At 35.9% G+C, this 25,016-nt stretch carries 23 protein-coding genes and 2 other annotated features; of the genes, 4 read left to right on the top strand and 19 right to left on the bottom strand.

The genetic code is table 11. From position 1 onward, the window contains the following. Positions 1-326: 326 nt before the first annotated feature. The 8 genes from GFJ36_RS08495 to GFJ36_RS08460 form a co-directional block, all read right to left on the bottom strand. The gene (locus GFJ36_RS08495) at positions 327-1,955 is read right to left on the bottom strand and encodes a peptide ABC transporter substrate-binding protein (RefSeq protein ID WP_097908032.1); all 1,629 of its coding nucleotides are present in this window, start codon (positions 1,953-1,955) and stop codon (positions 327-329) included. A gap of 154 nt (positions 1,956-2,109) precedes the next feature. Continuing rightward, complete coding sequence (locus GFJ36_RS08490) at positions 2,110-3,435, bottom strand: bifunctional S-methyl-5'-thioadenosine deaminase/S-adenosylhomocysteine deaminase (protein WP_141542720.1); 1,326 nt, start codon at positions 3,433-3,435, stop codon at positions 2,110-2,112. Positions 3,436-3,488: 53 nt separating this feature from the next. After that, positions 3,489-3,848, bottom strand: a complete 360-nt coding sequence (locus GFJ36_RS08485; RefSeq protein ID WP_088062999.1) for a YunG family protein — start codon at positions 3,846-3,848, stop codon at positions 3,489-3,491. A 27-nt stretch (positions 3,849-3,875) separates the two neighbouring features. Continuing rightward, the gene (locus GFJ36_RS08480) at positions 3,876-4,319 is read right to left on the bottom strand and encodes a GNAT family N-acetyltransferase (RefSeq protein ID WP_088608672.1); all 444 of its coding nucleotides are present in this window, start codon (positions 4,317-4,319) and stop codon (positions 3,876-3,878) included. Between the two features lie 212 nt (positions 4,320-4,531). Next, positions 4,532-6,046, bottom strand: a complete 1,515-nt coding sequence (locus tag GFJ36_RS08475) for an acetyl-CoA hydrolase/transferase family protein (protein ID WP_088062997.1) — start codon at positions 6,044-6,046, stop codon at positions 4,532-4,534. A 127-nt stretch (positions 6,047-6,173) separates the two neighbouring features. Next, a complete protein-coding gene (locus GFJ36_RS08470; RefSeq protein ID WP_000389701.1) occupies positions 6,174-6,818 on the bottom strand; it encodes a LytTR family DNA-binding domain-containing protein in 645 nt (214 codons plus the stop codon). A gap of 81 nt (positions 6,819-6,899) precedes the next feature. After that, positions 6,900-7,505 carry a pentapeptide repeat-containing protein gene (locus GFJ36_RS08465; protein ID WP_088062996.1) on the bottom strand — a complete coding sequence of 202 codons (606 nt, stop codon included), beginning with the start codon at positions 7,503-7,505 and terminating at the stop codon, positions 6,900-6,902. Between the two features lie 55 nt (positions 7,506-7,560). Then, complete coding sequence (locus GFJ36_RS08460; protein ID WP_157349528.1) at positions 7,561-8,484, bottom strand: alpha/beta hydrolase; 924 nt, start codon at positions 8,482-8,484, stop codon at positions 7,561-7,563. A gap of 205 nt (positions 8,485-8,689) precedes the next feature. Here GFJ36_RS08460 and GFJ36_RS08455 point away from each other — a divergent pair, with 205 nt between their 5' ends. Next, a complete protein-coding gene (locus GFJ36_RS08455) occupies positions 8,690-9,451 on the top strand; it encodes a DODA-type extradiol aromatic ring-opening family dioxygenase (protein ID WP_048543275.1) in 762 nt (253 codons plus the stop codon). A 53-nt stretch (positions 9,452-9,504) separates the two neighbouring features. Here the strand turns inward: GFJ36_RS08455 and GFJ36_RS08450 are convergent, their stop codons facing one another. The 3 genes from GFJ36_RS08450 to GFJ36_RS08440 all read right to left on the bottom strand — a co-directional run bounded on the left by GFJ36_RS08450 (position 9,505) and on the right by GFJ36_RS08440 (position 12,473). Beyond that, entirely contained in the window at positions 9,505-10,719 is a 1,215-nt protein-coding gene (locus GFJ36_RS08450) for a multidrug efflux MFS transporter (protein WP_060489966.1), read from the bottom strand. A gap of 167 nt (positions 10,720-10,886) precedes the next feature. Further along, positions 10,887-11,738 carry a GNAT family N-acetyltransferase gene (locus tag GFJ36_RS08445; protein WP_098133632.1) on the bottom strand — a complete coding sequence of 284 codons (852 nt, stop codon included), beginning with the start codon at positions 11,736-11,738 and terminating at the stop codon, positions 10,887-10,889. An 18-nt stretch (positions 11,739-11,756) separates the two neighbouring features. Beyond that, positions 11,757-12,473, bottom strand: coding sequence for a DUF554 domain-containing protein (locus GFJ36_RS08440; RefSeq protein ID WP_046955070.1), 717 nt, complete (start codon positions 12,471-12,473; stop codon positions 11,757-11,759). A gap of 211 nt (positions 12,474-12,684) precedes the next feature. Here GFJ36_RS08440 and GFJ36_RS08435 point away from each other — a divergent pair, with 211 nt between their 5' ends. Together GFJ36_RS08435 and GFJ36_RS08430 are read left to right on the top strand one after the other, a co-directional pair. Beyond that, a complete protein-coding gene (locus GFJ36_RS08435) occupies positions 12,685-13,788 on the top strand; it encodes a CapA family protein (RefSeq protein ID WP_098230236.1) in 1,104 nt (367 codons plus the stop codon). 52 nt (positions 13,789-13,840) lie between these two features. After that, positions 13,841-14,068: a hypothetical protein gene (locus GFJ36_RS08430; RefSeq protein ID WP_000910223.1), complete on the top strand. Its 228-nt coding sequence runs from the start codon at positions 13,841-13,843 to the stop codon at positions 14,066-14,068. A gap of 79 nt (positions 14,069-14,147) precedes the next feature. On the opposite strand, the gene ilvA is transcribed toward GFJ36_RS08430, so the two are convergent. The 6 genes from ilvA to ilvE are packed head-to-tail and all read right to left on the bottom strand — an operon-like array spanning position 14,148 to position 21,046. Next, the gene (ilvA, locus tag GFJ36_RS08425) at positions 14,148-15,410 is read right to left on the bottom strand and encodes a threonine ammonia-lyase IlvA (RefSeq protein WP_097889367.1); all 1,263 of its coding nucleotides are present in this window, start codon (positions 15,408-15,410) and stop codon (positions 14,148-14,150) included. Positions 15,411-15,441: 31 nt separating this feature from the next. Further along, positions 15,442-17,115 carry a dihydroxy-acid dehydratase gene (gene ilvD, locus GFJ36_RS08420; RefSeq protein ID WP_097889366.1) on the bottom strand — a complete coding sequence of 558 codons (1,674 nt, stop codon included), beginning with the start codon at positions 17,113-17,115 and terminating at the stop codon, positions 15,442-15,444. A 46-nt stretch (positions 17,116-17,161) separates the two neighbouring features. Then, entirely contained in the window at positions 17,162-18,169 is a 1,008-nt protein-coding gene (ilvC, locus tag GFJ36_RS08415) for a ketol-acid reductoisomerase (RefSeq protein WP_097889365.1), read from the bottom strand. Between the two features lie 14 nt (positions 18,170-18,183). Next, positions 18,184-18,414: an ACT domain-containing protein gene (locus GFJ36_RS08410; RefSeq protein WP_000019914.1), complete on the bottom strand. Its 231-nt coding sequence runs from the start codon at positions 18,412-18,414 to the stop codon at positions 18,184-18,186. Beyond that, entirely contained in the window at positions 18,411-20,123 is a 1,713-nt protein-coding gene (gene ilvB, locus GFJ36_RS08405; RefSeq protein ID WP_097889364.1) for an acetolactate synthase large subunit, read from the bottom strand. The genes GFJ36_RS08410 and ilvB overlap by 4 nt, the downstream gene beginning before the upstream one ends. 23 nt (positions 20,124-20,146) lie before the next feature. After that, positions 20,147-21,046, bottom strand: a complete 900-nt coding sequence (ilvE, locus tag GFJ36_RS08400; protein ID WP_000528141.1) for a branched-chain-amino-acid transaminase — start codon at positions 21,044-21,046, stop codon at positions 20,147-20,149. 151 nt (positions 21,047-21,197) lie between these two features. Next, positions 21,198-21,437 (bottom strand) — a binding site (T-box leader). A 67-nt stretch (positions 21,438-21,504) separates the two neighbouring features. Continuing rightward, positions 21,505-21,750, bottom strand: a binding site (T-box leader). Positions 21,751-22,010: 260 nt separating this feature from the next. Between ilvE and GFJ36_RS08395 the strand changes: the two genes are divergently transcribed. After that, a complete protein-coding gene (locus GFJ36_RS08395; protein ID WP_088062990.1) occupies positions 22,011-22,769 on the top strand; it encodes an SDR family oxidoreductase in 759 nt (252 codons plus the stop codon). Positions 22,770-22,818: 49 nt separating this feature from the next. On the opposite strand, the gene GFJ36_RS08390 is transcribed toward GFJ36_RS08395, so the two are convergent. Beyond that, the gene (locus tag GFJ36_RS08390) at positions 22,819-23,508 is read right to left on the bottom strand and encodes a response regulator transcription factor (RefSeq protein WP_075310075.1); all 690 of its coding nucleotides are present in this window, start codon (positions 23,506-23,508) and stop codon (positions 22,819-22,821) included. 15 nt (positions 23,509-23,523) lie between these two features. Then, complete coding sequence (locus tag GFJ36_RS08385) at positions 23,524-25,014, bottom strand: sensor histidine kinase (protein WP_097889363.1); 1,491 nt, start codon at positions 25,012-25,014, stop codon at positions 23,524-23,526. Positions 25,015-25,016 lie beyond the last annotated feature (2 nt).

Below are 25,016 nucleotides of genomic sequence, written 5' to 3'. Positions count from 1 at the left end.
CCCCGAGATTCCCAAATTAATATCGCCCAAGTATTATACATACCAATTCATTCATTTAGAAAAAGCCCCGCTCAAATCACACACTTAAGACCCTCTTTTTTTACAATACTCAAATAATTCTACACAAATATCTCTATCAATTCATCTTAATACCTTAATTACCTTTTAAGTATATCAATGACAAAATATATAATCTATTATTTTTTATATAATTAAAAACAAACATAATTACAACAAGAGATTGTTTGTATGCTTCTTTGTACTGTATTCCCTTATTCCATGTACTCTTAAAAAAACCTTACTTTTTAAAAGTAAGGTTTTTTTATTTATTCATTAGCAATATAAGCAGTCTTATAAGTATAAACACCACCAAATTGATGCTTCTCAATTCCTTTTACATAATCCTTTTGTACGTAAGCTGATCCCATTTGATAAAGCGGTGCAACTGCAGCATCCTCTAGCAGAATACGCTCAGCCTCTTGCAGAACTTCCCATCTTTTCTTCTGATCTAGTACTAGATCGCTTTTCGCTTTCTTTATTAATTCATCGTAGTGTCGATTAGAATAGTTCATTTTGTTATTCTGATTATCCGTCGTAAAGAGTTCTAAATAACTAATTGGGTCTTTATAATCCGGTCCCCAATTTGCCATAGATATATCGTAATCTCCTGTTTGTTCTAACTGTAATTTTTGCTTAAATGGCTGTTGTTTAATTTGGATTGCGAGTCCCTGCAAATGCTTTTCTAAGTCACCTTTTATATATTCTGCCATACGTTTTGCATTATCTTGTTCAAATGTTAAAAACTCGAGATTTACTTGTTCTACTCCAAGCTCTTTTTTCGCTTCTTCCCAAATCTTTTTCGCATTTTGCAAATCATATGGAGAAAGATCTCCATTTTCTTTTCTAAAATCTTTACCAGTCTCTTCATTTACATGACCAACTGGTACAAGTACACTTGCAGGTTTTGCTCCGTTATTAATAAAATGAGCAACGAAATCCTCTTTATTTAACGCGAATGAAATAGCTTGACGCACTTTCTTATTTGCTAACGCACTATTTTTTTCATTAAAACGTAGCATAGCAATTGCAGGTTCGCTCGACATATGTAATTCCTTACTTCCTTTATACTTGTCTACAAATTGAGAATTAATAGGCACTCGATCCAAATTACCAGCTTCGTATAAATTAACAGCGGTCATTGTATCCTTTACAATTTGAAAGTTTATCTCGTCTAATTTCACTTTCTTTTCATCCCAATATGTAGCATTCTTCTTTAATTGAAACTCTTGTTCATGCTTCCATTTCTCTAATACAAATGGGCCGTTATATATGAGATTACTAGGTTCCAATGCATAATTCTTTCCTTGTTCTTTCAAAAATGACTCATGCTGTGGCAAGTAAATCGGCAGTGCTAACAACTGTAAAAAATACGGAATTGGCTGTTCGAGTTCCACTTCTAACTTATAATCATTTATAACTTTAACCCCAAGTTCATCAAGAGGCATTGTTCCCTTATTTATCTCTTTCGCATTTTTCACATGAAAGAGCATGTACGCATATTGAGACGCTGTTTCAGATTTAATTGCACGTTTCCACGCAAACATAAAATCATTTGCTGTCACACTGTCTCCATTTGACCATTTTGCATCTTTACGCAAATCAAATGTATATTTTTTACCATCTTCACTTCTTTTAAACGATTTTGCTACTGCTGGAATAGGCTGATCTTGATCATCTAATACATACAAACCTTCAAATATGTTTTGCATAACATGTGCTGATGTACCATCCATCGTTTTCGCAGTATCAAGAGAAGGGATTTCTTCCGATACCGTTACATGTAATACTTGTTTTTTTGCCTCTGTGTCACTTTTATTCGCTTTATTATTACAAGCTGTTAATAATAAAGATGTAACAAGTGCCATTACCATTAAATGGCTCTTTTTTAGCTTCATGAGTTGTTCTCCTTAAGTATAATATATTATAAAGCGTAATATATTATAGCAGAAATACTAACAGAAAGATGCGACATTCTTTTGAATATTTATTCGTCCAAGAAAAAAGCTATCCTTTTAAAAAAGGATAGCTTTTTCAACTACATATAATTACCTATCTTTGCAAACCTCGTTTATAACGACTCGCTTCAAATATAATACGCTCTTCATCTAACGTTTTACATTCGCCATTCCAAACGACACGTTTGCCGTTAATAATTACATCACTTACATCTTTTCCACTAGCAGCATATACAAGGTGCGATAACACTTCATCTGCTGGTTGTAAATGCGGCTTATTAGATGGATCAATTGTGATAAAATCGGCACACTTTCCGACCTCAAGTGATCCTGTTTGTTTCATGCCGATTACTTCAGCAGCTCCTTTAGTCGCAAGTGTAAGAGCTGTTTCAACTGGTAGTGCTGTTGCATCTTGATGAATGCCTTTTTGTAATAATGTTGCTATACGCATTTCTTCAAACATATCTAAATTGTTGTTAGATGCCACACTATCTGTTGCAATTCCTACTTTCATTCCTGCTTCTAACATTGCTTTTACATTCGCTATACCAGATCCTAGTTTTAAATTACTATTCGGGTTATGAGCTACTCGAACATCATGTTCTGCTAAAAATGCACGTTCATTTTCATTTAATACTACACCGTGTGCAATAACTGTTGGGCGTTTAAACAACCCGCAACTTGCTGCATATTCTACTGGACGTTTTCCGTACTGTGCTTCAATATCACGTACTTCACGCTCTGTTTCCGAAAGATGAATATGAACCATCGTTTGATTTTCTACTGCAATTCGTGCGCATTCTTCTAACAGTTCTGTGGAACATGTATATGGACTATGCGGTGCAACCATCGTGGTTAACATACCACTTTCATTATAGTAACGCTTCACATATTTTTCAGCTTCTTCAATTGCTTTCTTTTCATCCTCTTTCGTTCCGAAGCTAAATAAAGTTCTTGAAACTGCAGCTCGAATTCCACTCTTTGATACCGTTTCCATAATTGCATCTTGATCTACTCCAATTGGATTAAACATATCAGAGAATGATGTTGTACCACTTTTCACCATTTCAAGTAATCCTAATTCCGTGCTAGCGACCGCAAGCTCTGGCGTAAACTGACTTTCAAGTGGCCAAATTCTCGTCTCAAGCCATGGCTGTAATAACATATCATCGCCAATACCTCTTAAGAGACTCATTACAACATGTGTATGTGTATTTACAAGCCCTGGTAAAACCCACTTTCCTTTCATATCAATTACTTCATCTACTTCAAAATCATTAGCGAATTCTCCGCTCTTTACATCTATAATTTGATCATTTTCTACAATGATATATCCATTTTCTATCACTTCATTTTGTTCATTCATCGTTACGATTGTAGCGTTTACATAAGTTGTTTTCAAAAGTATTTCCCCTTTCAACTCTATGAAGTTCCCTTTAATAAGTTACCACCATTATAGTAACTTATTAAAGATTAAGAGTCAAAAGATAATTTGAATTCTTTCATTATCTTTTCCTTCAAAATGCTATATTGTTTTTCATTTGTATCTGCAAATGCTTCTTCTCGATTTGATTCCACATCCAAATAATTCAATCTTCCATTGAACTGAGTCCCTGTAAAATCAAACCTTTGTCCAACTATACAGTTATAAAAATGCCACACCTCCCCTACTTTTGTCTTTTTGATTTTTCCTCCGTATATATCTTGAACGACTAAAGCCGTTATACCACACTGTCCCTTTGCCGGATTCTCAATAGTCCACTTTAAACTTGTTTCAATCGACCATGATTTTACTAGTGCTTCATATATCCTCTTTATCTTTACATCATCCATTCTAATCTTCTCCTACTATTAATTGTTTTACACATCATGTTGCAAAAGAGGCAGTAAACGATCCTCAAAAACCGTTGATGGTGTCTCTCCTATTAACTTTGCTCCCATCTTCAAGTAAAACCCTTTTGCATTCGGATCACTATCAATTGTAAAACTTTTTATTCCTAGCTCATTTGCTTTTTCTAATACATACTCCCAAAGTATTTTCCCGTACCCTTTTCCTTTGTAACGAGGATGAATGTACAAGAAATCAAGAGCGTTATCATTACGTAAAAATGAGAAAAAACCAATCTTCGTATTATCGTTTTCTAAAACATATACAAAATTATTTTTTATGTACTCATCAGTAATTGTTAAATCTTCCTTACAAGCAAGTATGAATGCTTCGCTATAGTTCCACGTTGCTTTTGAATGTAGTGCAAGTTCACTTAATTCATTTGCTTCACTTAATAACGCATTTCTTATCTTCATGATTCTTTCTCCTCACCTTTGATATATAAACTATTAAAATGATTCGAAAAGTAATTAAAAAAACCTCTTATTTCCGTAAATAAGAGATTACTTTTATAATTCCTCATAATAGGTAACAATTTTTTAAAAGAAAAAAACGCCATTCCTGAAAATTGGCGTTCTTTTTCTTTTAACCTTTATGGCATATTATATTAAGAATCATTTTTGCACTTCTAAACAGTTTCTACTACCGCTTCAAGCATTGTTCCATTTTTAGCATAGTTTGTATGCCAAGAAAAAGCTTTTTCTAAAATATGAGGAGTTTGTCCACCTCTTGTTCTTGCTTCCTCGTAATAAGCTCGTAGCTGTTCACGATACATTGGATGTACGCAATTCTCAATAATTAGTTCCACTCTTTCTCTTGGCGCAAGCCCTCTTAAGTCAGCATACCCCTGTTCAGTGACGATAACATCTACATCATGTTCAGTATGGTCTACATGAGAAACGAAAGGAACGATGCTTGATATGTTGCCACCTTTTGCAATCGATTTAGTAACAAAAATAGCTAGGCGTGCATTTCTCGCAAAATCACCCGAACCACCAATACCATTCATCATTTTTGTACCTAAAACATGAGTAGAATTAACATTTCCGTATATATCTAATTCTAAAGCAGTATTAATCGAGATTAATCCAAGGCGACGAATGATTTCAGGATGATTAGAAATCTCTTGCGGGCGCATCATTAATTTGTCACGATATTTTTCAAAGTTAGAAAATACTTGTTGCATTTTCTCTTCAGAAAGCGTGATGGAGCAGCAGGAAGCAAAATTGACTTTCCCAGCATCCATTAGATCAAAGACCGCATCTTGTAAAACTTCAGAATATACTTCTAAATCTTCAAACTCCGAATCTAGCATGCCGTGCAATACTGCATTAGCAACTGAACCAATTCCAGATTGTAACGGTGCTAAACGATTTGTTAATCGGCCTACTTTAACCTCTTCTCGAAGGAACTCTATTAAATGCTGTGCCATAATAACAGTTTCTTCATCTGGAGGAACAATTGTCGATGGCGAATCCAGTTGATTCGTAAACACAATTCCCTTCACTTTTTCAGCATCAATTGGGATACCGATTGTTCCAATTCGATCATCCGTTTTTACGAGCGGAATAGGGAGTCTTTCCCCTTGTTTACCTGGTTCATATAAATCATGTAGCCCCTCTAATTGCGTAGATTGAGCCATATTCATTTCAATAATAATAGACTTAGCATTTAAGGAGAATGCTAAGGAATTTCCAATTGAAGTGGTTGGAATAATCATTCCATCTTCAGTAATCGCAACCGCTTCCAAGATAGCGAAATCTATATCCATAACGTCAGCACGAAGTAACTCTGCTGTATGAGATAAGTGCTGATCCACAAATAAAAAGTCTCCGTTATTAATTCCTTTTCGCATAGTTGCATCTGCTTGGAAAGGCAATCTTTTCCCTAAAATTCCTGCCTCAGCAAATAATTTATCTACATCCGAACCTAAGGAAGCCCCTGTATAAACATTTACTTTAAAAGATTTATCATTCTTAACTCGGTTTACAAGTGCAAATGGGACTGCTTTTACATCACCAGCACGTGTAAATCCACTTAATCCTAAAGTCATTCCACTTTCAATCCATGAAGCTGCTTCTTCAGGTGTAACTACTCGATCTTTTAATCGTTGATCCCTAATTCTATCTAAATTATTCTCCATATGTAATCCCTCTCCCAATGAATATTCATAATTATTTTACACATTAACACCATCAAAATAGGGATTTTCTTACACGATGCCGAAAATTCAGACAAAACAGCGAATCTAGGTTCTAAAGCAGAAAAATTTAGAATCCTAGAAGCTTACGAAAATAGCTAGCGTATGACTGACTCACTGGTACCCTCTCTCCGTTATCCATAGAAAGTACAAAAGTAGAATGCGTATCAGGGTAAATCGCTTTAATATGATTAACATTTACAATAAAGGAACGGTGGCATCTAATAAAGGAATCTTTCGGCAACAAGTATTCGAATTCTTGTAGCGAGTACTTATGTGTTCCTGTTAACTCTTCTGAATTCACATACGTCTTTTTATCTTTAGCTTCTAAATACATGACCTTTGAAAAAGGAACTGGAACCCATCCGTCTGTTGTTTTTAAAGTAACGACTGACTTTCCATCCGTTAAAGCGGGATAAATCGCCGTCACGCAACCTTCAATCTTTCCATTATTTGAAAATGGTACGGCCATTCCATGATAAGGAATACCGAAAACATCTCGGTTAATAAACTCAGAGGCTTTTTGCTTCGTTACCATTGCTTTATGAGCAATCGTCCCTTCCTTAATAGGATCCCCGGCGCTAATCTTTAAATCAATTCGTTTACTTGGCCGATAGTAAATATATTCTTTCGTATTCGAAACGGCAATTGATATTTCATCTGAAAATAATTCCCCAACTACATCTAGTAGTATACCTAACGTTTTATCTTCCATAGTATGAACACCTCATTTACTATTATACTACTATTATGATTTAAAAAACCGTTCAGCATTTTGAACGGTTTTACAAACTATTTAGTTCACCTTAGCCCCATAACATCTTGCTACTGCAACTGCCTGTGTTATATCTAATTTTACATTTTTCAAATCAAAACTTGTAAAATCAATTCTATCAACTATCGCCCCTTTTAAATTTGCACCACTAAGTTTCGCCTTACCTAATTGTGCACCGGTTAAATCCGCGTCACGTAAATCTGCTTTTTCTAAATTACATTCATATAGGTCCGCTTCAATTAAACGTATTCCCTTTAACATTTGTTTACTTAAGTTCGCGAACCTTAAATTCGTATATGACCAATCGCCCGATATGATAGTTATTCCGTCTAAATTCGCTTCTTCAAAATCAGAGCCGGTCATTTTACATTCTTCAAACTTCGATACGAATAAATTCGCACCAACAAACTTACAATTCGCAAATGTAGTTCCTTTATGGATAGAAGCGTTAAAAAGAGCACCGGTAAAATCACATTCTATGAAATTACAATTTTCAGTAGAAACTTCCGATGCATCTATCCCTCTAAAACGGCATTTTATGAACGTACAATTTTTCAATTTCTCTTCTTTAATCAAAACATCTTGAAAATCTATTTCTACATATTCTTTATTTACAAATTCACACATAACTACTCCTCCATCTCCTTAAAGAAACCTCACTTCAAAAAAGTGAGGTTCCTTCTCATACAATATGCTTATCTAACCAAGAAATCAAATCTTGAAATACTTCATCTCGATTTACTTCATGGAACATTTCATGTCTTCCATTTTCATATAAACGCAGTGTTACATCTTTCACATCACATTTTTTATAGTTTTCATATACTTCTTTTACACCTTTCCCCATATCCCCAACAGGATCACGATCTCCTGAAAAAATATGTATTGGAAGGTTTTTCGGTGTTTTTTTGAACTCTTCTAGCTTATTTACTTCTAATACACCAGAAAACAATTCACGATAAAAACTCGTCGTACAAATGAATCCACATAACGGATCCGCAATATATTTATCAACTTGATTATTATCTGAAGATAACCAATCAAATTTCGTACGATTTGGTTTAAAGTGCGAATTGAAATTTCCGAATGATAAAAAGTTTAACATAGGACTTTTCGTTTTTTCTCCGCGTAATTTCATCTCAATTGTCGCTACTTTATGACCGATACTTCCTAATAACCCTGGATTTCCACCAGTTCCTGAAATAAGGAATCCATCATATAATTCACCTTTCAGTTGTACAGCACGTCTTGATAAAAAAGAACCCATGCTATGGCCAAGTAAAAATAACGGGCATGTCTGCTCTTTTCTTATCGTTTCTGATACAAAAATAACATCAGACACAGCCTCATTCCAACCTACATTTGGTTTAAAATGACCATAATCTTCTTCTCTTTTCACTGTTTTCCCATGACCTTTATGATCATGTGCATAAACACCATACCCTGCTTTTAATAACGCAGCAATAAAGTCTGTATAAACACCTGCATGTTCTGTCATACCATGTGCAATTTGAATAATCCCTCGCGGATCTCTTTCTGGTAGCCACTTACGTAAATAAATTTTCGATCCATCCAATGCCGTAACGAAACTTTCCTGTACGTTCATTTCGTCAGCCCCCAACTCTATTATGTATATCAAAAAATGAATATCCATTCATTATTCTTATTATGTATTATATGCAATTGCCTTCATTATGACAAATGACCCACTTTTCCAATTAGCTCTTAAACTAATATATTGACGAACAGAAAATAAAATTATATAGTTACTTACATAAAGTAATTATTATATTTTGGGGGAGGTTTCTATTATGATGCCATCATTATTTTTAGCACACGGATCACCGATGCTTGCTATTCAAGATACAGACTATACAAGGTTTTTAAAAACACTTGGAGAAACATATAAACCTAAAGCAATTGTTATTTTCACTGCTCACTGGGAAAGTGAAGTATTAACGATTTCTTCATCAGATAACGAATATGAAACAATTTATGATTTTGGAGGTTTTCCTCCTGAGTTATACGAAATCAAATATCGTGCGAAAGGCTCTTCTAACATTGCATCTATGTTAGAAACAAAATTTAAAAACAAAGGTATTCCAGTCCATCATAATATGACGAGAGGTTTAGATCATGGCTCATGGACTCTTCTGCATCGCATGTATCCAGAAGCAAATATTCCTGTTGTCCAAATATCAGTCAATCCATTCCTTGCTGCAAAAGAGCAATTTAAGATTGGCGAAGCACTAAAAGGACTTGGACAAGAAGATATTTTAGTAATCGGGAGCGGTGTTACCGTTCATAACTTACGAGCTTTAAAATGGAATCAAACTACACCCGAACAATGGGCAATTGAATTTGATGATTGGATTATTAAACATATGCAGACTACTGATAAAGATGCATTATTTAATTGGGAGAACAATGCCCCTCATGCACAATTAGCAGTACCAAGAGCAGAGCATTTTGTTCCTTTATTTATCGCTATGGGAAGCGGTGAAAATAACGGTGAAGTCATTCACCGCAGTTACGAGCTTGGTACATTAAGTTATCTTTGTCTTCAATTTTAAAGAAAAGGATGAAGCAATCGTCGCTTCATCCTTTTTCTTTTTCATTCACTTAGTTAACTAACTTCCAAATGTCGTTTCTCTGATACCTCTTCGTTCTTATTGTGAAAATAAACCCAAATGCACGCAATAAATAATAGTGATGAAGTAGAAAAGAAAACATATTGGAAGCCCGCATGTGCTGCAATTTGTCCACCAAGTACTGGTCCAATCATATTTCCTAAAAACTGAAACGATTGATTATACCCAAATATTCTTCCCGTTACATGGGTTGGTGTATGTTGTTTTAGTAGAGTTTGTACGGAAGGTAATAGTCCTGCTTGTGCAATACCTAATAAAAAGCGAAGAATTAATAGTTGCCAAGCCGAGGTTACAAATGCTTGCGGAATAAAAATAATTCCTGCCGCAAACAACGCCACAACTAACGTTTTTTGAGGTCCAATACGATCTGATAATCTCCCTAACTTAGGAGCTGCCATAATAATAGCTAAACCTGTCGCAGACATGACTGCGCCTGCAATCATTTCAATATGAGCCGTTCCTGGGCCTTCTAAATTCTTTACATACAATGTAATAATAGGTTGAATTGACATGTTCGCAAGTTGAATAATAAATGTTGTTACAAATAAACTAATAATTAAATGCTTTGCTGGAACCATCGTCCATACTTTTTTCGGTTGTGCTTTTTTTGCTTGAGCGGAGTGATTCTCTTCATGTAGGAAGAAAAAAACGATGAGAAAAGAAAGGAATAAAAAAGCTCCTGTAACAAGAAAAACATGGCGCATTCCAATTAACTCAGACAAGTATCCTCCAAGTAACGGGCCAAGTAAAGAACCGCTCACGCCCCCAGTTGAAATTGTGGAAATTGCCCAACCTGAATGCTCTTTCGGAGTTTCTGCTGCAATAAATGTCATCGCCGTTGAAAGGAAACCAGATACTGCTCCCATCAAAAACCTTAGTGCGACTAGTTGATACACATCCGTTACAAACCCCATAAGCGTCATAATAATCGCCATACCAAGGCTCGCACGAATCAACATCAATTTCCGTCCATGTATATCACCAAGCTTTCCCCATATTGGTGATACGATCGCACCCATTAAAAATGTTATACCAAATGCAAGTCCTGACCACTGTGCAATGCTAGAAGTGCCAGTCACCCCTAATTCCTCAATATAAAAAGATAAAAAAGGAATTACTAAACTCATACCGGCTGCAGTGGTAAAACAACCTAGCCAACAAATCATTAAATTTCGTTTCCAGTTGGCCATTTTCACACCTTCTTTCTTTAGATACCCATTCTACACCCTTTCTTGTAAAAAGTTTAGTAATTTGCTTTATTTGTAAGATTTACTACAAAACCCGCTATTTTCTAGTAAAAATCACTACATCTCTACATTATTTTCATAAAAAAACCAACTCCCATATATGGAGTTGGTTACTTATTCTCTAACGGTATTAAACACGCATCACAATTTCGCTCATAAAACTCAATCGGACCTGCTTGTCCAATAATTGCGTATTCATATCCTTCTTGCTTCATACTATGTAAACAACGATGTAACAATTCCTTACCTACACCTTTCACGCGATTTTGTTTCGCTGTGCCCATTGGACCAAACAATCCCTTCTTTCCTCTCACTACATCATAACAAGCGAAACCCACTATCACTTCTTCTTGTTCTGCTATATAAATAGGTAAATTTTCTTTATATGTACGAAATCCATACTCTATTGAATGTAACCAACGTTCACCAAATTCCTCATTAACAAAACTTGCTAATTTTTCAAAATCAGAAGGGCTAGCCTTTCTAACAGTACAAATTAAATGATTATAAGTAGGAACAAAATATTTTAGATCGACCGCTAAATCTCTTGGCTCAGCTATAATACGTAATATATCTTTTTGTATTTGTGCATTTCCAATAAACGTATCCGTGCGGAATAGCGCATATATAACATGCCCTTCATTTATTATTACTTGCTGGAAACGTTCCATACGTTTCTTCGCTATTTGTAAAATTTCTAGCACCTTATAAGATACCTTATATTGTCCTATTTTTTTATACTCTTGATACGGTGAATCGTATTGTTTTCGTATTGAAAATTTTTCTAAAAAATCCGTACCCAAGTTACGAAACAAATACATATACAACTCGCTACAAACTCCAGTGCCTTCTTTACTCATTCCGATAAACAGATGAATTGATTGAATAATATTATTTTCCGCCTCTTCTGCTGCAATCTTCAATATGTTATGCACACGTTTTGTATATTGAAATTCCTCCATATATATATCCATCCCCTACTACTTTACTATTAAACCGTAACCGTAAATAAGTGAAACAATTATTCCAACTACCAATATACCTGGCAGTAAATTTGCCACTTTAATTTTAATAATACCAAGTAAGTTCAATCCAATAGCGGCTATCATAATACCACCTGTAGCTGTCATTTCCACTATAAATTGATTCATTAATTCTTTCGGGACCAAACTATTAATTTGTGTTGCAAAAACCGCAATCCCTCCTTCATATAAAATAACTGGAATCGCCGAAAATACTACGCCAATTCCTAAAGTTGTCGTTAATATAATAGAAATAAACCCATCGATAATCGCCTTTGTAAATAAAATATCATGATTTCCGCGAATCCCACTGTCGAGTGCACCAAGTATGCCCATCGCACCAATTGCAAAAATTAAAGTAGCTGTTACAAACCCTTCTGATATGCTCCCTTTCCCTTTCGATCCAACTTTATTTTCTAGCCAATCTCCTAACAGCTTTAACTTTTCCTCTAGTTGTAGCCATTCCCCGATGACGGTACCAATAACTAAACTTAAAATGACAACAAGAAAATTTTCACTTTTCAATGCCATTTGAAGTCCAAGCACAGTAACTGCTAAACCGATTGCATGCATAATTGTTCCCTTCATACTTTCTGGAATTCTACTAAATAATTTTCCTAGTAAAGTACCAAATATAATACAAATCCCATTTACAACTGCTCCTAATATAACCATCTCTCGTTCTTCACCCTTCGAATTCTTTATTTCTATATTTTGGTTTATACATTGATTTACAGGTTATCTATATGTTAACTTAATATTGAGAATATTAACAAATGTTTTCACTACATAAACTGCATTTGTAGTTATACATAAAGTGAAACTTTAACTAGCGCGAGTTTTATTGCCCACAAATTGCGGTATAAACTCAAAAGGGAAGGTATTTATGAAAACTTTACTAAAACGATTTCTGTTAATAGCCTTTTGCATTACACCAATTGTTTTATTAGTTAACTACTCTTTTATTTCAAAAGCGAAAGACAAACCCGATTTGCAAAACAAATCTAGTAAAACAGCTTCAACAAGTGAAAAGAAAATAGAAGACAAGAAAATCACACTCACCTTCTCTGGTGATACAATGTTAGATTGGCAATTACGTCCTGTAATCGAAAAAAACGGGGCTGATTATCCATTCCAACATGTAAAAGAAGAAATAACAAAAGCTGATATTTCTTTCGTTAATTTAGAGTCAGCATTTACAACGAGAGAAAAGAAAGCTCCTGGACAACTGTTTTGGATTAAAAGTGATCCATCTACACTAAAAGCTATTAAAAACACGGGATATGACATCGTAAATATTGGGAATAACCATACACTTGATTATGGGCAAGATGGATTATTAGACACGATTTCTCACGTTGAAAAATTAAAGTTCCCTTACATTGGAGCCGGAAAGAATGCAAAGGATGCATATACTGCACGAGAAATGACTGTAAAAGGGAAAAAGTTCAAATTTCTTTCCTTCGTTCGATTTATGCCTGATACGAATTGGGTAGCTGGTGACAATAAACCTGGCGTTGCGAACGGATATGATTTAAATCTTGTAACAAAAACAATTAAAGAGCAAAAGAAAGATGCAGACTATTTAATCATCTATATGCATTGGGGCGTTGAAAAATCAAATCGTCCGGTAGAATACCAAAAACAATATGTACCTAAAATGGTTGAAGCAGGAGCTGACGCGATTGTCGGGAGTCACCCGCATTGGTTACAAGGATTTGAGTATTATAATAACGTTCCTATCGCTTATTCATTAGGTAACTTTTTATTCCCAAGTTATGTAAGCGGGAAAAGCGCCGAAACTGGCGTATTAACTTTAACTTTTAAAGGAAAGGATGTCCAAATGTCATTCAATCCTTACATCATTCGCAACAACCAAATCTCCCCTGTAAATGAGGACGAAAAGAAAAAAGCTCTACAATATTTACAAACAATTTCAACTGACGTAGAAATTGATGATACAGGGAACATAAAAAACAAACGAAACTAGACAACGCAAGATTTATTTCTCTGTAACATACTTTACAGAATAGGTGATGAACATGCTGAAAGACTTATTAGAAAATGTAAGTTTGTTAGAGAATATTTATAAAATATCTATAGCCGTTCTACTTTTATGTTCATTTTTTTCTGTTAGACTTCTAAAAAAAATAAAACGTGAACGAAAACTTACTACCTTTGAATTTACTATGTATGTAATCATTCGCATTGCGATACTCTTTTGGTTAACTAGCTTTATCCTACTTGAATATGGAAAGTATATAGTGTAATTATAAAAAGATAGATACAAGCAGCATTTCCGCTGTTTGCATCTATCTTTTTTATTTGGATGCTAACTCTTTCCTTCTATTAAATAAGCAAATCAAACAAAATAGGATTTTTATTAAGCTCCATAAATTGAATATTATTTTCTTTAAAACGAGTAATTAATTGCTCATAATCTTCTTTATGTTTCAACTCTACTCCGACTAGTGCTGGGCCATTTTCTTTATTATGTTTCTTAATGTATTCAAAACGAGTAATATCATCTTCTGGCCCTAATCCCTTATCAAGAAACTCTCTTAGCGCACCTGAACGCTGCGGGAATTCAATGATAAAATAATGCTTTAACCCTTCGTAAATGAGTGAACGTTCTTTCATTTCTTGCATTCTATCAATATCATTATTTCCACCACTTAGCGTACATACAACTGTTTTACCTTTTATTTCATCTCTATATAAATCAAGCGCTGCAATAGATAGTGCACCAGCCGGTTCAGCTACAATTGCATTTTTCTTATACAGTTCTAAAATCGTCGTACAAACCTTTCCTTCTGGTACTAAAACAATATCATCAATTACATCTTTACAAGTTTCAAATGTTAACTTTCCTACCTTTTTGACAGCTGCCCCATCAACAAAACTATCTATTTTCTCTAACGCGACATTTTCGTTTTGAAGAAAAGCCTCTTTCATAGATGCAGCTCCCATTGGCTCTACGCCAATGACCTTTGTAGCAGGACTAACACCTTTTACATATGTACCAACACCTGATGCTAACCCACCGCCTCCAATTGCTGTAAAGATATAATCCACTGGTTTCTCCATATCATGCATAATTTCAACTGCCACTGTTCCTTGACCAGCAACTACATGCGGATCATCAAACGGATGAACAAACGTCATTCTATTTTCTTCACAATAGTGCTGTGCTTCTTGGAAAGAGCTATCAAATGTATCACCAACTAATACAATTTCTGCAAAATCACTACCGAAAAATTGTACTTGCGATACTTTTTGTTTAGGTGTCGTTGTTGGCATGAAGATTTTCGACGGAATCTTCAATAAATTACACGTATAAGCAACTCCTTGCGCATGATTACCAGCACTTGCACAAACAACACCGTTTTGTAATTGTTCTTTCGATAAACTTTGAATTAAATTGTACGCACCACGAATTTTGAAAGAGCGAATCAATTGTAAGTCTTCTCGTTTTACATAAACGTCACAATCATATTTCTCAGATAGAACTGTATCACGTTGTAACGGTGTTTTAATAACGATATCTTTCATGCAATTATGTGCCATTAAGATATCTTCAATTTTCACTCTCTCCTTTACCTTTTGCACCATTTCATATCATCCTTATCTCTTTTAAATTGGCTCAATCAAAATCCGGGATTTTTAGAACTGCACCTGTATTCGCCGATGTTACCATCTGCGCATAACGTCCAAGCCAGCCAGTTTTCACTTTCGGTTCTGGTCGTTTCCATTCTTTTTTACGCTTATCTAATTCTTCATCACTAACTCTTACTTCTAACAATCTTTCCTCAACATCAATACAAACGATATCCCCTTGCTCGAGAAGTGCAATCGTTCCCCCCGCAGCTGCTTCTGGCGAAATATGCCCTACCGAAATACCACGTGAAGCTCCAGAAAAACGTCCATCCGTTAATAGCGCAACATCTGCACCTAATCCCATACCAGCAATCGCTGACGTTGGTGCTAACATTTCCGGCATACCCGGACCGCCTCTTGGTCCTTCATAGCGAATAACAACTACATCGCCTTTCTTAACCTTTCCAAGCATAATGCCCGCAAGTGCCTCATCTTGTGAATTAAAAATAACGCAAGGTCCTTCAAATCGTTTTACTTCTGTTGCCCCACTTTTAATAACTGCCCCATCTTTCGCAAGGTTTCCTTTTAATATACGTAATCCCCCTTCTTCACTATGAGGGTTTTCGAGAGAATGAATAACTTCCCTATCTTTAATCTCTGCATGAGCAATGTTTTCTCTTAATGTTTGCCCAGTAGCAGTAATACGGTCTAAATGAAGCACCCCTTCTTTTCGGCTCATCTCTTTCAAAATTGCACTAATTCCGCCTGCTCGATCAATATCCTCCATATGCCAATTGGAGGCTGGACTTACTTTACATAAATGTGGTACACGTCTTGAAACGGCATCAATGCGGTTCATATCGTAATCTAAACCCGCTTCTTGTGCAAGCGCCAATGTGTGCAACACTGTATTTGTTGAACCGCCCATCGCCATATCAAGCGCGAACGCATCATCAATTGCTTCTTCCGTTACAATGTCTCTCGGTTTAATATCTCTTTCAATTAAAATCTTTAATTTCTCTGCTGCTTGTTTAATTAATTCTTCACGTCTTGGATCAATAGCTAAAATACTTCCGTTACCAGGAAGAGCTAAACCTAATACTTCACATAAACAGTTCATAGAGTTCGCTGTAAACATACCAGAACAAGAACCACAAGATGGACAGCCATGATCTTCAATATCCTTTAATTCTTCTTCTGAAATTTTCCCAGATTGATAAGCTCCTACTCCTTCGAAAACAGAACTTAAATCGACAACCTCCCCTTTAGAAGTCTTCCCAGCTGCCATCGGTCCACCTGAAACAAAAACAGTTGGAATGTTAATACGAAGTGCAGCCATCATCATACCGGGGGTAATTTTGTCACAGTTTGGAATACAAATCATGCCATCAAACCAATGTGCATTTACAACCGTTTCTACTGAATCTGCAATGATTTCACGACTCGGAAGCGAATAACGCATACCGATATGCCCCATCGCAATACCGTCATCTACTCCAATTGTATTAAATTCAAATGGAACCATACCTGCTGCACGCACTGCTTCTTTAACAAGTTTTCCAAACTCATTTAAGTGCTTATGACCTGGAATAATTTCAATAAAAGAATTACAGATAGCTATAAACGGTTTATCAAAATCTTCATCTTTCAAACCAGTTGCTTTTAATAAACTACGGTGCGGTGCTTTATCAAAACCTTTTTTAATCATGTCACTTCTCATCTTGTCAAATCCCCTCTTACGTATTTTTCACTTACAATCTCTTTCTCTATTTCTTTACTAATTCTTTCGGTGCATGAATCCAGCTCATCATTTCACGAAGCTCTGCCCCCACTTTTTCTAACTGATGATTTTTCTCTGCTTTTTTCATGGCATTATACGTTGGACGCCCAGCTTGATTTTCTAAAATCCATTTCTTCGCGAATTCACCTTGCTGAATTTCTGTAAGAACACGTTTCATTTCTTTCTTCGTTTCATCTGTAACAATTCTCGATCCTGTTACATAATCTCCAAACTCAGCCGTATCTGAAATAGAATGGCGCATGTTCGTTAAACCACCTTCGTACATTAAATCAACAATTAACTTTAATTCATGCAAACATTCAAAGTATGCAATTTCAGGACGATATCCGCCTTCTGTTAACGTTTCAAAACCAGCTTTCACAAGTGCAGTTACCCCGCCGCAAAGTACCGCTTGCTCACCAAACAAATCTGTTTCTGTTTCTTCTTGGAATGTCGTTTCAATTACACCTGCACGTGTACAACCTACACCTTTTGCATACGCAAGCGCTACACGTAATGCCGTGCCTGTTGCATCTTGATGTACAGCGACTAATGCCGGAACACCATTTCCTTCTTGAAATACACGGCGAACGAGATGACCTGGACTTTTTGGCGCGACCATTGCTACATCTACGTAACTTGGCGGATTAATTTGTCCGAAGTGAATATTAAATCCATGTGAGAAAAGTAACATTTGTCCTTCACGGAGATTCTCTTCTACTTCTGCTCTATACACATGTGCTTGCTGTTCATCCGGTAATAGCATTTGTACAACTTGCGCGGTTCGAACCGCTTCTGAAACAGACATTACTTCAAACCCATCTGCTTTTGCTACTTCAAAAGACTTACCAGGTCGAACACCGACTACAACTTCCACACCAGAATCACGTGAATTTTGCGCCTGCGCATGACCTTGAGATCCATAACCAATTACCGCAACTGTTTTCCCTTGTAATAACTCTAATTTTGCATCTTTCTCATAATACGTTTTCATATTCCATACACTCCTTATAATTTATTTACTTGCAGTACATCAATTAATTTTTTCAACTGACCGACAAGTAATGTCGCTTCATTTTCAGTACAAACTGCTGTGAGTTTCATTTCAGAAACGCCACTAGTATCTCTTTCGTTTAAATGTAAAGAAGAAATATAATAACCACGCCGAGCAAAAATCCCACTTATACGTAATAAGACGCTTGGCTCGTTATGAATAACGAGTGAAAAAGTATGACTCATTCTTCCCACCTCTTCATAATCATTTCGTTATTCCCTTTGTTTGGCGGAACCATCGGAAATACGTTTTCACCTTCTTCTACACAAAAATCAACTACGACAGGACCATCATGAGCAAATGCTTCTAACATCACTTGTTTCGCCTCTGTTGAATTTGTCGCCCTTAATCCCTTCACTCCATAAGCTTCTGCCACTTTCACAAAATCTGGTGATCCGATTTTTGACTCTGATAAACGATTTTCATAAAACATCTCTTGCCATTGCCTTACCATCCCTAAAAATTTATTATTTATAATAAATACTTTTACAGGAATATTATTTTCAGCAATTGTTTGTAATTCTTGAATGTTCATTTGAAAAGAAGCATCGCCCGCAATACAAATGACGAGTTCTTCTTCTTTCGCAAGCTGAGCACCAACTGCCGCTGGGAAACCAAATCCCATCGTTCCTAGTCCGCCAGATGTTAGAAACGTCCGTGGGTTTTTCGCTTTATAAAAATGAGCAGCCCACATTTGATGCTGTCCTACTTCTGTCGTAACAATCGCTTCACCATTCGTTACTTCACTTACTAGACTAATAACATGCTGTGGTTTTAACTCACATTCTTTTTGATTGTAGGAAAGAGGATATTCCGCTTTCCATTCCTCTATTTTCGTAAGCCATTCATTTGTTTGTGTACGAATTGGCATATGTAACAACATATGTAACGCTTTTTTCACATCTCCAACAATCGGATATTCCACAGTTACATTTTTATGGAACTCCGAAGGATCTATATCAATATGTACCTTTTTTGAATGCGGAGAAAAGAGTTCTAATTTTCCTGTTACACGATCATCAAAGCGAACACCTAACGCAAGTAATAAATCACATTCTGTTACTGCCATATTTGCAGCGTACGTTCCATGCATGCCGAGCATTCCTAAAAATAACGAATCTCCCGGCGGATATGCACCAAGTCCCATTAAAGTGGAAACGACAGGAATACGATTTTCCCTCGCAAACTGAATAAGTTCATCAGAACCACCCGAATGAATGATCCCTCCTCCAATATAAAGAAGGGGACGTTTTGCTTCGGAAATTGCTTTAGCTACCTCTCTAAGCTTCCTACCGTCTGGCATAGGCTCTAATTTGTACCCTGGAATCTCAATTACTTCATTATAAAAACTTGTTACATTTTCATTTTGAACATCTTTTGGAATATCAATTAATACTGGTCCTGGTCGCCCGCTTTCGGCGATGTAAAAAGCTTCTTGTACAATGCGTGATAAATGATTCACATCACGAACTTGGTAATTATGCTTCGTAACAGGTACTGTAATCCCGACAACATCTGCTTCTTGAAATCCATCTTTTCCGATGAGAGGTTTTGCAACTTGCCCTGTAATGACAACTAAAGGAATCGAATCCATATAAGCATCTGCTAAACCCGTAACTAAATTTGTCGCCCCTGGGCCAGAGGTAGCAAAGACTACCCCGACCTTTCCAGAAGCTCTCGCATATCCTTCTGCCGCATGAATGGCAGCTTGTTCATGACGAGTTAAAACATGCTTCAAACCACTTCCATATAACGCGTCGTACACTGGCAAAATCGCTCCGCCTGGATAACCGAAAACAGTCGTTACACCTATTTTTTTCAAGCATTGAATAACATATCCGGCACCTGTCACATCTTCACACTGTAATTTCTCACGTGTTGTATGTTGTTCCATTTTAATTAACTCCTCTCCCCTACCTACAGTAAGCTCTCCGCCAGTCCTGGAACACGTACTCCTCTTTCTCTCGTTAACTTTTTAAATTCCTCTGTCAATTGTTTCGTTACACTTCCTGGTTTTCCATCTCCAATCTCTCTTGAATCAACTTTTACAACTGGAATTAATTCTGCTGCCGTTCCTGTTAAAAACACTTCATCTGCTACATATACGTCATGGCGAGTAAATGGCCTTTCCTCACATGGAATATTAAGTCGTTCACATAGCTCGATAACACTATTTCTCGTAATACCTTCTAGCGCCCCTAAGTAAGAAGGAGGTGTTAACACTTTTCCATCTTTCACAACGAAAACATTGTCTCCAGATCCTTCACAAACATATCCTTGTTGATTTAACATAAGGGCCTCTAACACTCCTGCTTGTGCCGCTTCAATTTTCACAAGTACGTTATTTAAATAGTTCATTGACTTAATACGTGGATCTAATGCATCTGGCGTATTACGTCTCGATGCAACAGATACAACGCTTAGTCCATTATCGTAAAATTCCTGTGGGAATAACTTTAATTGTTCTGCAATGATAATAACGCTCGGTTTCACACAACTTCTAGGGTCGAGCCCTAAGTCACCTTTTCCTCTTGAAACAATTAATCGAATGTAGGCATCAGCATATTCATTTTTTTGCAATGTTTGTAAAACTGCTTCTTCCATTTCGTTAACTGTCAGTGGGATTGTAAGTAGAATAGATTTTGCCGATTCGTATAATCGTTTTACATGTTCTTTTAAACAAAATACATTTCCACCGTAACTACGAATCCCTTCAAATACACCATCTCCGTATAAAAAACCGTGATCATATACTGAAACAACTGCCTTTTCTTTTTCTACAAATTCCCCATTCATATAAATATACTGGTTTCCCATCTCACATCGCTCCTCTTTTTTCTCTCTATTTTTGCAATCTATTTCTATATCGATTGCTGAGATGAGTTATTTTAACAGAATATTCAGTATATAAACCTTAAAAATATACTCGTCTCAACAATCGATTACATACATACTTGTAGCAATCCATTGCTGAGACGAGGGAATCGTGGTACCACTCAGCTTCCTTACACTTCTCACGAAATATAAGCTCTGCAAGTCCAATTAGACTTTTGTTTTTCTATCGGAAACAACTCCGCTACTTTTTACTAGTTTTCAAAAGTAGTACTCCGAGGTGATTTTCAATGATGAAATTGTTACCACCCTCACAGCTTCTGGGCAGCTCTCTGAAACAATTTTCTTCATTTACTCTCCTCTTCTACACATTATCGTATTCTATTTTTTAAAATAAAAACTCTCGCCTCAGCAATCAACTACTACAATTTAGTAGCTTTGATTGCTGAGGCGAGAGTTTCGCGGTACCACTCAGCTTCCTTATACTTCTCGCGAAATATAAGCTTTGTAGGTCCAATTAGACCCCCGTCCTTTTACCGGAGACGATGCCGTCGCCCTCTACTCAGTTTCCCTTTCGCAAGCGATGCTCCGAGGTGATATTCAATGATTCGATTGTTACTACTCTCACAGCCTAGGAGCAGCTCTCTGAAACGATCATAACCATCTACTTTCCTCTTCTTTGCATATGTAACATATAAAGTTTAAAGATTCTTAATTAACTTTTATTTGTTAAACGTATTATAGGACGTTGTTCTTTTCATTGTCAACATGTTTTTCCGAAAAAAAATAAAATTCAATCAATTCAAGAGAAGTCTATTTATTTTTTCTCAAAACAAAATCGGAATGAACTTCTTACACATACTCATATATTACTTAAGTATGTTCGCATTACTACATAAAGAAAAACAACTTAATAACATAAAAATTTTTTTGAGGAGATGAGAAAACTATGTTAAAAGGAAAAGTGGCATTAGTTACAGGAGCAAGCCGAGGAATTGGACGTGCTATTGCAAAACGTTTAGCGAACGACGGTGCATTAGTTGCTATTCATTACGGAAATCGAATAGAAGATGCTGAAGAAACTGTTTATGAAATTCAATCAAATGGCGGATCAGCTTTTTCTATCGGTGCAAACCTTGAATCTTTACATGGTGTAGAAACCCTTTATAGTTCTTTAGATAGCGAATTACAAAAAAGAACTGGTAGTACTAAATTTGATATTTTAATAAACAACGCTGGAATTGGTCCTGGTGCTTTTATTGAAGAAACGACTGAACAATTTTTTGATAGAATGGTTTCTGTTAATGCAAAAGCACCATTCTTTATCATCCAACAAGCTCTATCTCGTTTACGTGACAATAGCCGAATTATTAATATTTCATCCGCTGCCACTCGTATTTCTTTACCTGATTTCGTTGCATATAGTATGACGAAAGGCGCTATTAATACGATGACTTTCACGCTAGCAAAACAGCTCGGAGCACAAGGAATAACAGTGAATGCAATACTTCCTGGATTTATTAAAACCGATATGAATGCAGAACTCTTGAGCGATCCAATGATGAAACAGTATGCCACTACCATTTCCGCTTTTAATCGCTTAGGTGAAGTAGAAGATATTGCCGATACCGCGGCATTTCTCGCTTCTCCAGACAGCCGCTGGGTTACTGGACAATTAATTGATGTGAGCGGAGGATCTTGTTTGTAATTTCTTAATCTACTTACGCAAAAAAAGCCAGCATTTTTGCTGGCCTTTTTCACTGTGTAAAACGATACCCTACTCCCCAAATTGTTTCGATATATGATTTATCAAATGGATCGAGTTCAATTTTGTGACGAATATTTTTCACATGGACAGCAACCGTTGCTGCATCACCAATTACATCCATCCCCCATACAGTTTCAAAGAGACGATCTTTACTAAATACTTGATTTGGATGTTCTGCCATACAAGTTAATAAATCAAATTCTTTTCCTGTTAACATGATTTCAGTTCCATTTACAAATACACGTCGGGCCGATTTATCAATAAGTAATCCTCGAATACGAATTTCATCTTTTATTTGTTCTCGTTTTCCTGTTAAACGATCATAACGAGCTAGATGAGCATTTACACGTGCCACCATTTCACTCGGGCTAAACGGTTTTATAATATAATCATCTGCTCCAAAACCTAACCCTTTAATTTTATCGATTTCCTCTTGTTTTGCGGACACCATAAGTATTGGTATGTCCTTTTCCAATCGAACTTGTTTACAAATTTCATATCCATCTATTCCCGGTAACATTATGTCTAAAATTAACAAGTCATAATCCTCCAGCAGAACTCTTTGTAACCCTTTTTCGCCAGAGTAATCAATATCTACTGTATACCCAGCAACCTCTAAATAATCCTTTTCTAACTCTGCTATAATAGCTTCATCTTCAATAATTAAAATTCTTTTCAAGATGCTCTCCTTTTTCTAATTGATTTTTTGTAATGTAAATGCCAGCGTCGTTCCTTTACCTTTTTTGCTTTCTACCCAAATATCACCACCATGTTGTGTGATAATCTGATGTGCAATTGACAAACCAAGTCCGCTTCCACCTGTTTTAGAATTTCTAGAATGATCTGCACGATAAAACCTTTCAAATATATGAGGCAACGCCTTCTCTTCTATTCCTACCCCATTATCTTTTATGTAAATCGTTACATAATCAATAGATTCGGTCATGCGAATTCCTATATATCCTTCTTCTTTATCCATATACTTCACACAATTCCAAATGATATTTGTAATAACACGACGTAATTTTTCACGATCACCTTTTACCAAAATAGAAGTATCCTTTTGAGCATCCCATCTCACTGTAATTCCCTTATCTTGCAATTCAAGCTGTAGTTCTTCTATGCAATCAGATAAGTATTGGTTAATTTCAACCTCTTCAAATTGAAATGGTTCCTCTTTCAAATCAAGTTTTGAAAAGAGAAAAAGCTCGTCAATTAATTGATCCATATCAAACACTTTATGATAAATAATCGTTAAATATTTATCTAATTGTTCTGGAGTTCGAGCGATACCTTCTTTAATTCCTTGTACATAACCTTTAATAGCCGTTATTGGCGTCCGTAAATCATGAGAAATATTTGAAAGCAATTCTTTACGATTCTTTTCATATTGCATTTGCAACTCGACCGATTCCTTCAATCTGCCACGCATCTCTTCAAACGATAAACTTAATTCACCTATTTCATCTTTCGCAAGTGGCTTTACTTGAAAATCTAAATCACCCTTTTGAATTCTTTCCGTTGCCTGCTTTAATGAATGCAATGGTTTAATAATACTCCGTGATATAAAATATGTTAATATTCCATTCGTAATAATTAACCCAAGTATTAAAGAGAATACGAAATACGGGAAAAATTCTCTAATCATTTCTTCTAAAGGATTTACATACTCAAATACAAAAATACTGACCTTATCCTTCTCTTCATCGTAGTAATCAAATTGCTTATAGTAAAAAGAATTACCCTCTATTTTCACATCCATTCCCTTTCTTTGTCCTTCCGTTTCAAATGCGGGTAGGTATTTATCAAAAGAAGAGATTTTAAAATATGGGGATGAATATGTAAGCTCATCATTTTTTCGAATTAGTAATCCTGCTTGATTATCGTTTAATTCTTTATCAGTTTCCTTTAAAAAATGTATATCCTCCAATTTATCTGGAGCATACGATGAAAGAATTTTCAACCTACTGAAAATATCATCTTCATCTTCTTTTGTACGAATAGCTCCCTCCTGCTCTTTATCAATGAGAGAATGACTATTTTGATTAAGACCAATGATTGCTTTTGCAATACGAATATCACCAAATAAAGTAACACTAATTAACATAACTGCTATACCGCAAAAAACGATTGGAATAATTACCATCGCAACATACGACAACAGCAATCTAATACGGATTGACATTA

This window comes from Bacillus sp. EE-W1 (genome assembly GCF_009760835.1).
Classification (GTDB): Bacteria; Bacillota; Bacilli; order Bacillales; family Bacillaceae_G; genus Bacillus_A; species Bacillus_A wiedmannii.
Note: the sequence above shows the minus strand (reverse complement) of the source record. Positions and strands in the feature narration are given on the sequence as shown.

Excerpts from the sequence above, each read along its gene's own strand:
- ilvE (WP_000528141.1), bottom strand. The coding sequence starts at position 21,046 with ATGGGAAACCAGTATATTTATATGAATGGGGAATTTGTAGAAAAAGAA.
- GFJ36_RS08440 (WP_046955070.1), bottom strand. The coding sequence starts at position 12,473 with ATGGTTATATTAGGAGCAGTTGTAAATGGGATTTGTATTATATTTGGT.
- GFJ36_RS08480 (WP_088608672.1), bottom strand. The coding sequence starts at position 4,319 with ATGAAGATAAGAAATGCGTTATTAAGTGAAGCAAATGAATTAAGTGAA.
- GFJ36_RS08460 (WP_157349528.1), bottom strand. The coding sequence starts at position 8,484 with ATGAACGTACAGGAAAGTTTCGTTACGGCATTGGATGGATCGAAAATT.
- GFJ36_RS08495 (WP_097908032.1), bottom strand. The coding sequence starts at position 1,955 with ATGAAGCTAAAAAAGAGCCATTTAATGGTAATGGCACTTGTTACATCT.
- GFJ36_RS08455 (WP_048543275.1), top strand. The coding sequence starts at position 8,690 with ATGATGCCATCATTATTTTTAGCACACGGATCACCGATGCTTGCTATT.
- GFJ36_RS08445 (WP_098133632.1), bottom strand. The coding sequence starts at position 11,738 with ATGGAGGAATTTCAATATACAAAACGTGTGCATAACATATTGAAGATT.
- ilvD (WP_097889366.1), bottom strand. The coding sequence starts at position 17,115 with ATGAGAAGTGACATGATTAAAAAAGGTTTTGATAAAGCACCGCACCGT.
- ilvC (WP_097889365.1), bottom strand. The coding sequence starts at position 18,169 with ATGAAAACGTATTATGAGAAAGATGCAAAATTAGAGTTATTACAAGGG.
- GFJ36_RS08410 (WP_000019914.1), bottom strand. The coding sequence starts at position 18,414 with ATGAGTCATACTTTTTCACTCGTTATTCATAACGAGCCAAGCGTCTTA.
- GFJ36_RS08385 (WP_097889363.1), bottom strand. The coding sequence starts at position 25,014 with ATGTCAATCCGTATTAGATTGCTGTTGTCGTATGTTGCGATGGTAATT.
- GFJ36_RS08450 (WP_060489966.1), bottom strand. The coding sequence starts at position 10,719 with ATGGCCAACTGGAAACGAAATTTAATGATTTGTTGGCTAGGTTGTTTT.
- GFJ36_RS08485 (WP_088062999.1), bottom strand. The coding sequence starts at position 3,848 with ATGGATGATGTAAAGATAAAGAGGATATATGAAGCACTAGTAAAATCA.
- GFJ36_RS08430 (WP_000910223.1), top strand. The coding sequence starts at position 13,841 with ATGCTGAAAGACTTATTAGAAAATGTAAGTTTGTTAGAGAATATTTAT.
- ilvB (WP_097889364.1), bottom strand. The coding sequence starts at position 20,123 with ATGGAACAACATACAACACGTGAGAAATTACAGTGTGAAGATGTGACA.
- GFJ36_RS08465 (WP_088062996.1), bottom strand. The coding sequence starts at position 7,505 with ATGTGTGAATTTGTAAATAAAGAATATGTAGAAATAGATTTTCAAGAT.
- ilvA (WP_097889367.1), bottom strand. The coding sequence starts at position 15,410 with ATGGTGCAAAAGGTAAAGGAGAGAGTGAAAATTGAAGATATCTTAATG.
- GFJ36_RS08470 (WP_000389701.1), bottom strand. The coding sequence starts at position 6,818 with ATGGAAGATAAAACGTTAGGTATACTACTAGATGTAGTTGGGGAATTA.
- GFJ36_RS08435 (WP_098230236.1), top strand. The coding sequence starts at position 12,685 with ATGAAAACTTTACTAAAACGATTTCTGTTAATAGCCTTTTGCATTACA.
- GFJ36_RS08475 (WP_088062997.1), bottom strand. The coding sequence starts at position 6,046 with ATGGAGAATAATTTAGATAGAATTAGGGATCAACGATTAAAAGATCGA.
- GFJ36_RS08395 (WP_088062990.1), top strand. The coding sequence starts at position 22,011 with ATGTTAAAAGGAAAAGTGGCATTAGTTACAGGAGCAAGCCGAGGAATT.